Here is a 12,725-nt window from a genome sequence, read left to right on the forward strand (position 1 = left end):
CTCAGCGGACCTTCCGCGCCGCCCGTACGAACTCACGGTTCATCGCCGTGATGCTGAACAGAGGGATGCCCTTGGGGCAGGCGGTGGCGCACTCCCCGGTGAGGGTGCAGCCGCCGAAGCCCTCCTCGTCCATCTGCGCCACCATGTCCAGCACCCGGGTCCCGCGCTCGGGCGCGCCCTGCGGCAGCACATTGAGATGGTTCACCTTGGCGGAGGTGAACAGCATCGCGGCACCGTTCGGGCAGGCCGCCACGCAGGCGCCGCAGCCGATGCACTCGGCGTGCTCGAACGCGGCGTCGGCGGCCGGCTTCGGCACGGGGGTCGCATGGGCCTCGGGCGCGGACCCGGTCGGCGCGGTGATGTAGCCGCCGGCCTGGATGATCCGGTCGAAGGCGGAGCGGTCGACGACCAGGTCCTTGACGACCGGGAACGCCGCGGCGCGCCACGGCTCGATGTCGATGGTGTCGCCGTCGCGGAAGGACCGCATGTGCAGCTGACAGGTCGTCGTGTGCTCCGGGCCGTGCGCCGCACCGTTGATGACGAGCGAGCAGGCGCCGCAGATGCCCTCGCGGCAGTCGTGGTCGAAGGCGACCGGGTCGTCGCCGCTGAGGATCAGCTCCTCGTTGAGGGTGTCGAGCATCTCCAGGAACGACATGTCCGGCGAGATGCCGTCGACCTCGTAGGTGGACATGGCGCCGTCGGTGTCGGCGTTCTGCTGGCGCCAGACGCGCAGGGTGAGCCTCATGCGTAGCTCCGCTGGGTGGGGTGGACGTACTCGAAGACCAGGTCTTCCTTGTGGAGGGTGGGGGCCTCGCCGGTGCCGGTGAACTCCCAGGCGGCCGCGTAGGAGAACTCCTCGTCCCGGCGGGCCGCCTCGCCGTCCGGTGTCTGCGACTCCTCCCGGAAGTGGCCGCCGCAGGACTCGGCCCGGTGCAGGGCGTCCAGGCACATCAGCTCGGCGAGCTCCAGGTAGTCGACGAGGCGGTTGGCCTTCTCCAGGGACTGGTTGAACTCCTCACCGGTGCCCGGCACCTTGAGGCGGCGCCAGAACTCCTCGCGGATCTGCGGGATCCGGCCGAGGGCCTTGCGCAGGCCCTCGTCGGTGCGGGCCATCCCGCAGAACTCCCACATCAGCTCGCCGAGTTCACGGTGGAAGGAGTCGGGCGTACGGTCACCGCCGACGGCGAGCAGCCGCGCGAGCCGGTCCTCGGTCTCCCGCACGGCCCGAGTGACCACCGGGTGGTCAGCGGCGACCTCGTCGTGGTGCGGGTGGCGCGCCAGGTAGTCGTTGATGGTGGACGGCAGGACGAAGTAGCCGTCGGCCAGCCCCTGCATCAGGGCGGACGCGCCGAGCCGGTTCGCCCCGTGATCGGAGAAGTTGGCCTCGCCGATCGCGAACAGGCCCGGGACGGTGGTCTGCAGGTCGTAGTCGACCCACAAGCCGCCCATCGTGTAGTGCACGGCGGGGTAGATCCGCATCGGCACCTCGTACGGGTTCTCCGCGGTGATCCGCGCGTACATGTCGAAGAGGTTGCCGTACTTCTCCTCGACCTTCGCCCGGCCCATGCGCCGGACGGCGTCCGCGAAGTCGAGGTAGACGCCCTGCCCGCCGGGGCCGACCCCGCGGCCCTCGTCGCAGACGTTCTTCGCGGCGCGGGAGGCGATGTCCCGCGGTACGAGATTGCCGAAGGACGGGTAGCTGCGCTCCAGGTAGTAGTCGCGCTCGTCCTCGGGGATCTCGGCGGGCGGCCGGGTGTCGCCCTTGGCCTTCGGCACCCAGATCCGGCCGTCGTTGCGCAGCGACTCGCTCATCAGCGTCAGCTTCGACTGGTGGTCGCCGGTGCGCGGGATGCAGGTGGGGTGGATCTGGGTGAAGCAGGGGTTGGCGAAGTACGCGCCGCGCCGGTGCGCCCGCCACACGGCGGTCGCGTTGGAGTTCATGGCGTTCGTCGAGAGGTGGAAGACGTTGCCGTATCCGCCGGACGCGAGGACCACGGCGTCCGCGAAGTAGGTGCTGACCGTCCCGGTGACCAGGTCCCGGGCGACGATGCCGCGGGCGCGCCCGTCGACGACGAGGAGGTCCAGCATCTCGGTGCGCGGGTGCAGTTCCACGTTCCCGGCGGCGATCTGCCGCGACAGCGCCTGGTAGGCACCGAGCAGCAGTTGCTGGCCCGTCTGGCCGCGGGCGTAGAAGGTCCGGGACACCTGGACGCCGCCGAAGGAGCGGGTGTCGAGCAGACCGCCGTACTCCCGCGCGAAGGGGACGCCCTGGGCGACGCACTGGTCGATGATCTCGACGGAGATCTGCGCGAGCCGGTGGACGTTCGACTCGCGGGCCCGGAAGTCGCCGCCCTTGACGGTGTCGTAGAACAGCCGGTGGACCGAGTCGCCGTCGTTGCGGTAGTTCTTCGCCGCGTTGATGCCGCCCTGCGCGGCGATCGAGTGGGCGCGCCGCGGCGAGTCCTGGTAGCAGAACTGCACCACGTGGTAGCCCTGTTCGGCGAGCGTGGCGCCGGCCGAGCCGCCCGCGAGGCCGGTGCCGACCACGATGACGGTGTGCTTGCGGCGGTTGGCGGGGTTGACGAGCTTCGCCTCGAAGCGCCGGGTGTCCCAGCGCCCGGCGACGGGTCCGGCCGGCGCCTTGGTGTCGGCGACCGGCTCCCCGGTCGTGTAGGCGGTGTAGTCGGGGTAAGGGGCCATGCTCAGCTCACCACTCCGGTCATGACGGCGACGGGTACGGAGATGAAGCCCACAGTCAGCACCAGTGCGAGGGCATGGGCGAGGGTCTTCAGGAGGCGGTCGCGGGTCCGGCTGCCGACGCCGAGCGTCTGTGCGGCGCTCCAGAAGCCGTGCCGGATGTGCAGTCCGAGCGCCAGCATCGCGACGCAGTAGATGACGTTGCCGTACCAGGTCGAGAAGGTGTCCACGACGTTCTGGTACGGACGGCCGGACTGGAAGCCCCCGGAGTGCACGGTGCCGGTCGTCAGGTCGAGGAGGTGCCAGACGATGAACAGGCCGAGGATGATCCCGCCCCAGCGCATGGTGCGGGTGGCGTAGCTGGTCCGGGCCTTCTTGTGCACATAGTTGCTGGGGCGCGCCCTGATGTCGCGGCGGCTCAGCTGGTAGGCGGACGTGGCGTGCGCGACGACGGCGGCCACGAGGACGAGGCGGACCAGCCACAGCGTCCACTCTTCGTGCATGAACGGTTCGCCGACGATGCGCAGCCAGTGGGCGTAGCCGTTGAACTCGGCCGCCCCGAAGAAGATCTTCAGGTTGCCGAGCATGTGGACGACCAGGTAGAGCAGCATGATCACACCGCTCACGGCCATCACCGTCTTCTTGCCGACGGTCGAGCCCCACAGCAGGCCCGCGAAGGACGGCCGTCGGTCCGCCCGTGTGTCCAGTGCCATGGGTCCCGACCGTAAGGACCGGTCCGCCCATCAGTCCAAGACATGGTGCGGCTCATCTCCATAGGCTCTGGCTATCGATGCCGTACCGTCGCCTCATGCAGCTGCAGCAGCTCCGCTACTTCACCGCCGTGGCCGACACCCGGCACTTCACCCGCGCCGCCGAGCGCGAACATGTCGCCCAGCCCTCCCTGTCCCAGCAGATCCGCTCCCTGGAACGGGAGTTGGGGGCGGAGCTCTTCCACCGGGCCCGCGGTCACATCACCCTCACCGATGCCGGCGAGACCCTGCTGCCGCTCGCCCGGCGCATCCTCGCCGACGCCGAGACCGCCCGCCGCGAGGTCCAGGAGGTCGCCCAGCTGCGCCGTGGCCGGCTCCGCCTCGGCGCCCCGCCCAGCCTCTGCGCCAGCCTCGTCCCCGACGTCCTGCGCGCCTTCCACGCCGGCTATCCCGGCGTGGACCTGATCGTCACCGAGGACGGCTCGCAGGACCTGGTCCGGGCGCTGGCCGACGGCGCCCTGGACCTGGCCCTGATCATCACCCCGCTCCCGGTCCAGGCCCCCGCCCTGGCCACCACCGAGCTGCTGCGCGAGGAACTCGTCGTGGTCTCCGCCCCCGACCGCCCCGCCCCCGTCGGCCGGCGCACCCGCATCCGGGTGGAGGATCTGCGCGGCCGGCCGCTGGCCATGTTCCGCCGCGGCTACGACCTGCGGGAATTCACCACCGCGGCGTGCCGGGCGGCCGGTTTCGAGCCGACCTTCACCGTCGAGGGCGGCGAGATGGACGCGGTCCTCGGCTTCGTCCGGGCCGGGCTGGGCGTCGCCGTGGTGCCCAGCATGGTCGCCGCCCGCTCCGGCCTGCGGATCACCCGTTTCTCGACACCCGGAATGCACCGCGTGGTGTCCGTCGCCCACCGGGGCGATGTCTCCCCGCCGCGGGCCGCCCGGGAGCTGGAGCGCATCCTGATGGAGCATGTGGACCCGGGCCTGTCCTGAGCGGGCCGGGCCCGGCGGCCGGGTGCGGCCGGGCGGCCACCGGCGCGGCCCCGTGGCAGGGCTGCGGGGCCGGTCGTAGGCTGGCCGCATGTCGACCCATGCGAAGCGTGAACGGCTCCTTCTCGCCGACCTGTTGGAAAGCGCCGGCCCCGAGGCGCCGACGCTGTGTGAGAACTGGAGCGCGCGGGACCTGGCCGCGCATGTGGTGGTGCGCGAGCGGCGCGCCGACGCGGCCGGCGGGCTCCTCGTCAAACCGCTGGCCGCCCGGCTGGAGCGGGTGCAGGCGGAGTTCGCCGGCAAGCCGTACGGGGAGCTGATCCAGCTGATCAGGACCGGTCCGCCGCGGATGTCGCCGTTCGCGCTGAAGCAGATCGACGAGGCGTCCAACACCGTCGAGTTCTACGTCCACGCCGAGGACGTCCGGCGCGCCCAGCCGGACTGGGCCGCGCGGGAGCTGGACCCCGTCTTCGCGGACGCCCTGTGGTCCAGGATCGAGCGGATGGCCCGGGTGCTGGGCCGGAAATCGCCGGTGGGCCTGGTGCTGCGGCGGCCGGACGGGCGGACGGCGGTGGCCCATCGCGGCACCCCGGTGGTCACGGTCGTCGGCGAACCGGGCGAGCTGACGATGTTCGCCTTCGGCCGGCAGGAGGTCGCCGATGTGGCGCTGGACGGCGACAAGGACGCGATCGACCGGCTGCGGGCGGCGAAGCTGGGGATGTGAGCCCGCCTCTGAGCCCGCTTCCCTGAGCCCGCCTCCCGAGCCTGCCTCCCGGCCCGGCCTACGAGTGGAGCACCACCACCGCGACCACCACGGCCACCACCACCGCCGCCACGAACACCGCACCCAGCACCCGCGCCGCCACCCGTGCGGCGCGGTCAGGATCCGGCGGCGGTGGCGGCACGGACGGCTGCTGAGGATGCATGCCTGCAGGATGCCGCACGGCACAATGGACACCATGAGCAGCCGCGCCACCACCCCGGTCACCACCCCCGCCCTCGACCCCGCCATCGCCGCCCGCCTCAAGCGCGGCGCCGACGGTCTGGTCCCGGCCATCGCCCAGCAGTACGACACCGGTGAGGTGCTGATGCTCGGCTGGATGGACGACGAGGCGCTGCGCCGCACCCTGACCACCGGCCGCTGCACGTACTGGTCCCGCAGCCGCCAGGAGTACTGGGTCAAGGGCGATACTTCCGGCCACGTCCAGCACGTGAAGTCGGTGGCGCTGGACTGTGACGCCGACACCGTCCTGGTCCGGGTCGACCAGGTCGGCGCCGCCTGCCACACCGGCGACCGCACCTGCTTCGACGCGGACGTTCTTGCCACCCGGGACGGCCAGGACCAGTAGGCTCCGCGCCATGACCACGGGAACCACCGGCACCGCCCTTCCGGACCTCGACACCTTCCGCACCCTCGCCAAGGACCGGCGGGTCATCCCCGTCACCCGGCGGCTGCTCGCGGACGGCGACACACCGGTCGGGCTCTACCGCAAGCTCGCCGCCGAGCGCCCCGGCACCTTCCTCCTGGAATCCGCCGAGAACGGCCGTACGTGGTCGCGCTACTCCTTCATCGGCGTCCGCAGCGCCGCCACCCTCACCACCCGCGACGGGCAGGCGCACTGGCTCGGCACCCCGCCCGTCGGCGTGCCCACCGAGGGGGACCCGCTCGCCGCGCTGCGCGCCACCGTCGAGGCCCTGCACACCCCCCGGGACCTCATCGAGGGCGAGGGGCTGCCGCCGTTCACCGGCGGCATGGTCGGCTACCTCGGCTACGACATCGTGCGCCGCCTGGAGAAGATCGGCGAGCAGACCACCGACGACCTCCGGCTGCCCGAACTGACCATGCTGCTCACCTCCGACCTCGCCGTCCTCGACCACTGGAGCGGCACGGTCCTGCTGATCGCCAACGCGATCAACCACAACGACCTCGACACCGGTATCGACGAGGCCTACGCGGACGCGGTGGCCCGCCTGGACACCATGGCCGACGACCTCGCCCGGCCCGCGCCCCCCAGCGCCGCCGCCCTGCCGCCGTCCGAGGTCCCGCCGTACACCGCCAAGTGGGGCGGCGCCGCCTACCAGGACGCCGTCGAGGACATCAAGGAGCGCATCCGGGCCGGTGAGGCCTTCCAGGTCGTGCCCTCCCAGCGGTTCGAAACCCCGTGCACGGCGAGCGCGTTGGACGTCTACCGGGTGCTGCGGGCCACCAACCCCAGCCCGTACATGTACCTCTTCCGCTTCGAGGGCCCCGACGGCGGCGACGACGGCGCCTTCGACGTGGTGGGCTCCAGCCCCGAGGCGCTCGTGAAGGTCGAGGACGGCCGGGCCATGGTCCACCCCATCGCCGGCACCCGCCCGCGCGGCGCGTCCGTCCAGGAGGACCAGGCGCTGGCGGACGAGCTGATGGCCGACCCCAAGGAGCGCGCCGAGCATCTGATGCTGGTCGACCTGGGCCGCAACGACCTGGGCCGGGTCTGCGAACCGGGCAGTGTCGAGGTCGTCGACTTCATGTCCGTCGAGCGCTACAGCCACGTCATGCACATCGTCTCGACGGTCACCGGGCAGGTCGCCGAGGGCCGTACCGCCTTCGACGTGCTCACCGCCTGCTTCCCCGCGGGCACCCTCTCCGGCGCCCCCAAGCCGCGCGCCCTGCAGATCATCGAGGAGCTGGAGCCGTCCCGGCGCGGTCTGTACGGCGGCTGTGTCGGCTATCTCGACTTCGCCGGCGACTCCGACACCGCCATCGCGATCCGCACCGCCCTGCTGCGCCACGGCACCGCCTACGTCCAGGCGGGCGCCGGGGTCGTCGCCGACTCCGACCCGGTGGCCGAGGACACAGAGTGCCGCAACAAGGCGGCCGCGGTGCTCCGGGCCGTGCATACGGCCAACCACCTGGGCACGTAGCGGTCTGAGGCGCCCGCACCACCCCCGCGCACCGGCCCCCGGCGGCCGGTGCGCGATAGTGGTACGCGTGAGTGCCGCATCCCAGACCCCCACCGACACCGTGCCGCCGGGCGATTCCGGGTCCGCGCCGGACCGGCCCGTGCGCCGCGCGCACCGCAGCCTCGCCCTGGCGCTGCTGGCCGGCGCGGCCGGCGCCGGCCTGGCGCTGCTGGCCTCCGGCCGCACCTGGGCCGAGGGCTCCGCGGTGCTGGCCCAGGGCGAGTTGCCCCGCACGGTGACCGGCGCCGATGTGACCGGTGTGCCCGGCGCGCTGGCCGTCGTCGGCCTGGCCGCGCTGGTCGCCGTCTTCGCGGTCCGCCGGGCCGGCCGGATCGCGGTCGCCGCCCTGCTGACGCTCAGCGGTGTGGGCGTCGCCGTCGCCGCTGTGCTGGGCAACTCCGACACCTCGGCGCTGCGCGAGAAGGCCGCCACCGCGGTCGGGCTGACCGGAACCGATGTGCATCACGTCACGCACACCGGATGGCCGTGGGTGGCCGCGGCCGGCGGGCTGCTGCTGCTGGTCGCCGGACTGCTGGCGCTGGTCCACGGACGCCACTGGCCCGCGATGTCGGGCCGTTACGAGCGGACGCCCGGCGGCGCACGCGGCCCGCGGCGGGCCCCGGCCGCGCCGGATCTGGACCGTCCCGAGGAGATCTGGAAGTCCCTGGACCGCGGTGAGGACCCCACCCGGTAACGGTGCTCCGCCCGGCATCGGTGACAATGGCCGACGAGGATCATCGCGCCCGGACCCGGCGCGGACAGAGCATCGAGGAGCATTCATGTCGAGCAGTGGCCACGGACACACCCCCGCCGCCTGGACCGGCGTCATCATCTCGTTCATCGGCTTCTGCGTCGCCGGAGCCTTCATCGTGCTGGCGAATGTGCCCGGCTTCTGGGCCGGCATGGCGCTGATCGGCCTCGGTGCCCTCGTGGGCGGTCTGATGCGCATGGCCGGTCTGGGCTCGGAGCCCAAGCGCTCGGCCAAGCCGCGCCCCCAGGCGCAGGCACAGCCGCAGCCGCAGGAGGGCTGAGCCCCCGCTCCCGTGGCGCCGGGGCCCGGCGCCACTCCCGCAGCACCTCCCGAAGGCGCCGCTTCCCGGCCCGTACGCACCGTGGTGCCGTACCCGCCGTCCGTGACCGTTCCGTACGGCGGCCGAGAAGCTGCGCCTTCGTGTGTCCGGCCGGACAATCAGCACGTGAGCCAACCCGCGGCCCGGCCCGATGCCTCCCCGCGCGGCGGTCTGCCGCGCCGCCTCATGGCGCCCCTGGGCGTCCTGGCCGCCGCCACCGCCGCCTTCACCGTCCTCGGCGCCGTCGACCCGAACGAGCCCGGCCACTACCCCGTGTGCCCGCTGCTGCACCTCACCGGCGTCTACTGCCCGGCCTGCGGCGGACTGCGCAGCGCGCACGCCGTCGCGCACGGCGACCTCATCGCGGCCCTGGGAGCCAACGCCCTCGCGGTGGCCGGATACGTCGTCTGTGCGGTCTTCTGGGCGCTCTGGCTGGGCAATGCGGTCCGCGGCCGCCGCACGGCCGGCCCGCGGCCGCGAGCCGTCCACTGGTGGGCGCTGGGCGGCCTGCTGCTGGCCTTCACGGTCGTCCGCAACCTCCCCTTCGGCAGCGGGCTCGCACCGTGATCCGGCAGCCGGGCAAAACGGGTGCCGCCGGCCCCGCAGCACCCGGAGAAGTCCAGGTCGTGGGATCGCGGTCCACCGGATGTGAGACCTGCATCCCATGGCGGATACCATCGGAGTGCCGGATGGGACCGCTCGTCCGGGTCACCGTCCACCGACACCGCTCCCGAAGGAGGCCGCTCGCGTGAGTGTGCTCGACGAGATCATCGACGGCGTTCGTGCCGACCTCGCGGAGCGGCAGGCGCGCGTCAGCCTCGACGAGCTCAAGGAGCGGGCCCAGAAGGCGCGCCCCGCGAAGGACGGCGTCGCCGCGCTCAAGGGCGAGAGTGTCACGGTGATCTGCGAGGTCAAGCGCTCCAGCCCGTCCAAGGGCGCGCTCGCCGCGATCGCCGACCCGGCCGGTCTGGCCGCCGACTACGAGGCGGGCGGCGCGGCCGTCATCTCCGTCCTCACCGAGCAGCGCAAGTTCGGCGGTTCGCTGGCCGACCTGGAGGCCGTCCGCGCCAAGGTCGACATCCCCGTCCTGCGCAAGGACTTCATCGTCACCGCCTACCAGCTGTGGGAGGCCCGTGCCTACGGCGCCGACCTCGCGCTGCTGATCGTCTCCGCGCTGGAGCAGGAGGCGCTGGTCTCGCTGATCGAGCGCGCCGAGTCGATCGGGCTGACGCCGCTGGTCGAGGTGCACGACGAGGAAGAGGTCGCCCGCGCGGTGGACGCCGGCGCCAAGATCATCGGCGTCAACGCCCGCAACCTGAAGACCCTTGAGGTCGACCGCGGCAACTTCGCCCGGGTCGCCCCCGAGATCCCCGACCACATCGTCAAGATCGCCGAGTCCGGTGTGCGCGGACCGCACGACCTGATCGCCTACGCCAACGACGGCGCGGACGCGGTGCTGGTCGGCGAGTCGCTGGTCACCGGCAAGGACCCCAAGACCGCGGTCTCCGACCTGGTCGCCGCGGGCTCCCACCCGGCGATCCGGCACGGCCGGTCCTGAGCGGCCGGGACAGCACACCGACATGACCGCCACCGCCGCAGGCAGCCGCTGCCAGGTCCGGGTACCGCACCCGGGCCCGGCCGGTGTGCGCGCCGGGGCGGCGGCCGTACGCGTCCCCTGCCCGGTGCCCGTCCGCGGCTTCCCGTCCGCCGCCCGCCGGAACCCCGGCCCCCAGCGCTGTGCGCTGCCGCCGTGGCACCGGGGCTGCCGGGCGCCCGCCCGGCGGGTCCACGGGCGCAGGGTCAGGTATCACATCGGTTCCGAGCCGGGACAGATCAACGGCATGCGATGGCGACCGGGGTCCGCGCACTGACGCGTCGGCCCCGTCCGGGCGCTGGGGCACCAGGGGAGGCAGCGGTCGTCTGACTGCTTGCTCACCCCCCCACCCCCGAACCCACCCCCGCCCCCTCCCCCGAAGGGGGAGAGGGGGAGGGGGCGGGGGAGCGCCCCGGCCAGGTCCCACGACGCCGGCCGGCCTCCGGCCGAGCGCCCCGTTGCCGCTCCGCTGCGGCGACGGCCCGCCGCCCCGTGCGCGCCGCACACCGTGATGCCCATCCCGACACAACCGGACTTCCGGGGCAGCCGCCCCGGCGAGGAGTGCGTCTGATGTCCTCCGATTTCTTCCTTCCCGATCCCGAGGGACAGGTGCCGAACCCCGAAGGCTATTTCGGTGCGTTCGGCGGCAAGTTCATTCCCGAGGCGCTGGTCGCCGCGGTCGACGAGGTCGCCGCGGAGTACGAGAAGGCCAAGGGTGACCCCGCGTTCGCGGCCGAGCTCAACGACCTGATGGTCAACTACACCGGGCGCCCCAGCGCACTCACCGAGGTGCCGCGGTTCGCCGAACACGCCGGCGGGGCCCGGGTGTTCCTCAAGCGCGAGGACCTCAACCACACCGGCTCGCACAAGATCAACAACGTGCTGGGCCAGGCGCTGCTCACCAAGCGGATGGGCAAGACCCGGGTCATCGCCGAGACGGGCGCGGGCCAGCACGGCGTCGCCACCGCCACCGCCTGCGCCCTGTTCGGCCTCGAATGCACCATCTACATGGGCGAGATCGACACCCAGCGCCAGGCCCTGAACGTCGCCCGGATGCGGATGCTCGGCGCCGAGGTCATCGCCGTGAAGTCCGGCAGCCGCACCCTCAAGGACGCCATCAACGAGGCCTTCCGCGACTGGGTCGCCAATGTCGACCGCACCCACTACCTGTTCGGGACCGTCGCGGGACCGCACCCGTTCCCCGCGATGGTGCGTGACTTCCACCGCGTCATCGGCGTCGAGGCGCGCCGCCAGATCCTGGAGCGCGCCGGCCGTCTGCCGGACGCCGCGGTCGCCTGTGTCGGCGGCGGCTCCAACGCCATCGGGCTCTTCCACGCCTTCATCCCGGACGACGGGGTGCGGCTCATCGGCTGCGAGCCCGCGGGCCACGGCATCGAGACCGGTGAGCACGCCGCCACGCTGAGCGCCGGTGAGCCGGGCATCCTGCACGGGTCCAGGAGCTACGTCCTCCAGGACGAGGAGGGCCAGATCACCGAGCCGTACTCCATCTCGGCCGGTCTCGACTACCCGGGCATCGGGCCCGAGCACGCCTTCCTCAAGGACAGCGGCCGCGGCGAGTACCGCGCGGTCACCGACGACGCCGCGATGCAGGCACTGCGCCTGCTCTCGCGGACCGAGGGCATCATCCCGGCCATCGAGAGCGCCCACGCCCTCGCCGGGGCCCTGGAGGTGGGCAAGGAGCTCGGCAAGGACGGCCTGATCGTCGTCAACCTGTCCGGGCGCGGCGACAAGGACATGGACACCGCGGCCCGCTACTTCGGCCTCTACGACGCGGACGCCGCCGTCGAGGCGGACGCCGGCACCGAGGACGCGGAGATCGAGGGGGACGTCAAGTGAGCGGGAACATCAAGCTGTTGAGTGACACCCTCGCCGCCGCGAAGGCCGAGGGCCGGTCCGCGCTCATCGCCTACCTGCCGGCCGGGTTCCCGACCGTCGACGGTGGCATCGAGGCGGCCAAGGCCGTCTTCGACGGCGGCGCGGACGTCGTGGAGGTCGGGCTGCCGCACAGCGACCCCGTCCTCGACGGCCCCGTCATCCAGACCGCCGACGACATCGCCCTGCGGGGCGGGGTGAAGATCGCCGACGTCATGCGGACGGTGCGCGAGGCCCATGCGGCCACCGGCAAGCCCGTCCTCGTCATGACCTACTGGAACCCGATCGACCGCTACGGCATCGAGCGCTTCACCGCCGAGCTCGCCGAGGCGGGCGGCGCGGGCTGCATCCTGCCCGACCTGCCCGTCCAGGAGTCCGCGACCTGGCGGGAGCACGCCGACAAGCACGGTCTCGCCACCGTCTTCGTCGTCGCCCCCAGCAGCAAGGACGCGCGGCTCGCCGACATCACGGCGGCCGGCTCCGGCTTTGTGTACGCCGCCTCGCTGATGGGCGTCACGGGCACCCGCGAGTCGGTGGGCGAGCAGGCGCAGGACCTCGTGCGGCGCACCAAGGCCACTACCGACCTGCCGGTCTGCGTCGGCCTCGGGGTCTCCAACGCCGAACAGGCCGCCGAGGTGGCCCGGTTCGCGGACGGAGTGATCGTCGGCTCGGCGTTCGTCAAGCTGCTGCTGGCGGCGGACGGCGACCTGGCGGCCGGTCTCGCCGGGGTCCGCTCCCTGGCGGGCGAGCTGGCCGAGGGCGTGCGCAAGCACTCCTAGAGGCGGTGCGCGCGGCCGGGCCGTGAGGGACGCGGGCCCGGTTGCTG

The 12,725-nt window shown here is 72.8% G+C and carries 15 protein-coding genes; 11 read left to right on the plus strand and 4 right to left on the minus strand.

Annotated elements, in window-relative coordinates; translation table 11 throughout:
- Nucleotide 1: 1 nt before the first annotated feature.
- Genes STRNI_RS30730 through STRNI_RS30740 form a run of 3 tightly spaced genes read right to left on the minus strand, consistent with a single transcriptional unit; the run spans nt 2 to nt 3,410 of the window.
- Nucleotides 2-745, minus strand: a complete 744-nt coding sequence (locus STRNI_RS30730) for a succinate dehydrogenase/fumarate reductase iron-sulfur subunit (protein ID WP_018090294.1) — start codon at nt 743-745, stop codon at nt 2-4.
- Nucleotides 742-2,700 carry a fumarate reductase/succinate dehydrogenase flavoprotein subunit gene (locus STRNI_RS30735; protein WP_277412389.1) on the minus strand — a complete coding sequence of 653 codons (1,959 nt, stop codon included), beginning with the start codon at nt 2,698-2,700 and terminating at the stop codon, nt 742-744. The genes STRNI_RS30730 and STRNI_RS30735 overlap by 4 nt, the downstream gene beginning before the upstream one ends.
- Nucleotides 2,701-2,702: 2 nt before the next feature.
- Nucleotides 2,703-3,410, minus strand: coding sequence for a succinate dehydrogenase (locus tag STRNI_RS30740; RefSeq protein WP_277412390.1), 708 nt, complete (start codon nt 3,408-3,410; stop codon nt 2,703-2,705).
- A 95-nt stretch (nt 3,411-3,505) separates the two neighbouring features.
- Between STRNI_RS30740 and STRNI_RS30745 the strand changes: the two genes are divergently transcribed.
- On the plus strand, nt 3,506-4,402 hold the full coding sequence (locus STRNI_RS30745) for a LysR family transcriptional regulator (RefSeq protein ID WP_018090297.1): 897 nt from the start codon (nt 3,506-3,508) through the stop codon (nt 4,400-4,402).
- An 88-nt stretch (nt 4,403-4,490) separates the two neighbouring features.
- Nucleotides 4,491-5,123: a TIGR03085 family metal-binding protein gene (locus STRNI_RS30750; RefSeq protein WP_018090298.1), complete on the plus strand. Its 633-nt coding sequence runs from the start codon at nt 4,491-4,493 to the stop codon at nt 5,121-5,123.
- A gap of 58 nt (nt 5,124-5,181) precedes the next feature.
- Here STRNI_RS30750 and STRNI_RS30755 read toward each other — a convergent pair whose 3' ends face one another.
- Entirely contained in the window at nt 5,182-5,325 is a 144-nt protein-coding gene (locus STRNI_RS30755; protein ID WP_158686037.1) for a hypothetical protein, read from the minus strand.
- A 33-nt stretch (nt 5,326-5,358) separates the two neighbouring features.
- Between STRNI_RS30755 and hisI the strand changes: the two genes are divergently transcribed.
- From hisI to trpA, 9 genes are all read left to right on the plus strand, one after another.
- Complete coding sequence (hisI, locus tag STRNI_RS30760; RefSeq protein WP_159488600.1) at nt 5,359-5,748, plus strand: phosphoribosyl-AMP cyclohydrolase; 390 nt, start codon at nt 5,359-5,361, stop codon at nt 5,746-5,748.
- Between the two features lie 10 nt (nt 5,749-5,758).
- Nucleotides 5,759-7,303: an anthranilate synthase component I gene (locus tag STRNI_RS30765; protein WP_266446239.1), complete on the plus strand. Its 1,545-nt coding sequence runs from the start codon at nt 5,759-5,761 to the stop codon at nt 7,301-7,303.
- Nucleotides 7,304-7,370: 67 nt separating this feature from the next.
- A complete protein-coding gene (locus STRNI_RS30770) occupies nt 7,371-8,036 on the plus strand; it encodes a TIGR02234 family membrane protein (protein ID WP_381845803.1) in 666 nt (221 codons plus the stop codon).
- Nucleotides 8,037-8,121: 85 nt separating this feature from the next.
- Nucleotides 8,122-8,373, plus strand: coding sequence for an HGxxPAAW family protein (locus STRNI_RS30775; RefSeq protein WP_018090302.1), 252 nt, complete (start codon nt 8,122-8,124; stop codon nt 8,371-8,373).
- A gap of 225 nt (nt 8,374-8,598) precedes the next feature.
- Entirely contained in the window at nt 8,599-8,979 is a 381-nt protein-coding gene (locus STRNI_RS30780) for a DUF2752 domain-containing protein (RefSeq protein WP_274740448.1), read from the plus strand.
- Between the two features lie 181 nt (nt 8,980-9,160).
- Nucleotides 9,161-9,970, plus strand: coding sequence for an indole-3-glycerol phosphate synthase TrpC (gene trpC, locus STRNI_RS30785; protein ID WP_018090304.1), 810 nt, complete (start codon nt 9,161-9,163; stop codon nt 9,968-9,970).
- Nucleotides 9,971-9,992: 22 nt separating this feature from the next.
- The gene (gene trpM, locus STRNI_RS41685) at nt 9,993-10,283 is read left to right on the plus strand and encodes a tryptophan biosynthesis modulator TrpM (protein ID WP_381286071.1); all 291 of its coding nucleotides are present in this window, start codon (nt 9,993-9,995) and stop codon (nt 10,281-10,283) included.
- 293 nt (nt 10,284-10,576) lie between these two features.
- Nucleotides 10,577-11,863 carry a tryptophan synthase subunit beta gene (gene trpB / locus STRNI_RS30790; protein WP_093644816.1) on the plus strand — a complete coding sequence of 429 codons (1,287 nt, stop codon included), beginning with the start codon at nt 10,577-10,579 and terminating at the stop codon, nt 11,861-11,863.
- A complete protein-coding gene (gene trpA, locus STRNI_RS30795; protein ID WP_266446249.1) occupies nt 11,860-12,678 on the plus strand; it encodes a tryptophan synthase subunit alpha in 819 nt (272 codons plus the stop codon). The genes trpB and trpA overlap by 4 nt, the downstream gene beginning before the upstream one ends.
- Nucleotides 12,679-12,725: the final 47 nt, after the last annotated feature.

The organism is Streptomyces nigrescens (genome assembly GCF_027626975.1).
Lineage (GTDB): Bacteria > Actinomycetota > Actinomycetes > Streptomycetales > Streptomycetaceae > Streptomyces > Streptomyces nigrescens.

Excerpts from the sequence above, each read along its gene's own strand:
- STRNI_RS30775 (WP_018090302.1), top strand. The coding sequence starts at position 8,122 with ATGTCGAGCAGTGGCCACGGACACACCCCCGCCGCCTGGACCGGCGTC.
- STRNI_RS30730 (WP_018090294.1), bottom strand. The coding sequence starts at position 745 with ATGAGGCTCACCCTGCGCGTCTGGCGCCAGCAGAACGCCGACACCGAC.
- STRNI_RS30740 (WP_277412390.1), bottom strand. The coding sequence starts at position 3,410 with ATGGCACTGGACACACGGGCGGACCGACGGCCGTCCTTCGCGGGCCTG.
- STRNI_RS30745 (WP_018090297.1), top strand. The coding sequence starts at position 3,506 with ATGCAGCTGCAGCAGCTCCGCTACTTCACCGCCGTGGCCGACACCCGG.
- STRNI_RS30765 (WP_266446239.1), top strand. The coding sequence starts at position 5,759 with ATGACCACGGGAACCACCGGCACCGCCCTTCCGGACCTCGACACCTTC.
- trpM (WP_381286071.1), top strand. The coding sequence starts at position 9,993 with ATGACCGCCACCGCCGCAGGCAGCCGCTGCCAGGTCCGGGTACCGCAC.
- STRNI_RS30780 (WP_274740448.1), top strand. The coding sequence starts at position 8,599 with ATGGCGCCCCTGGGCGTCCTGGCCGCCGCCACCGCCGCCTTCACCGTC.
- STRNI_RS30755 (WP_158686037.1), bottom strand. The coding sequence starts at position 5,325 with ATGCATCCTCAGCAGCCGTCCGTGCCGCCACCGCCGCCGGATCCTGAC.
- hisI (WP_159488600.1), top strand. The coding sequence starts at position 5,359 with ATGAGCAGCCGCGCCACCACCCCGGTCACCACCCCCGCCCTCGACCCC.
- STRNI_RS30735 (WP_277412389.1), bottom strand. The coding sequence starts at position 2,700 with ATGGCCCCTTACCCCGACTACACCGCCTACACGACCGGGGAGCCGGTC.
- STRNI_RS30750 (WP_018090298.1), top strand. The coding sequence starts at position 4,491 with ATGTCGACCCATGCGAAGCGTGAACGGCTCCTTCTCGCCGACCTGTTG.
- trpB (WP_093644816.1), top strand. The coding sequence starts at position 10,577 with ATGTCCTCCGATTTCTTCCTTCCCGATCCCGAGGGACAGGTGCCGAAC.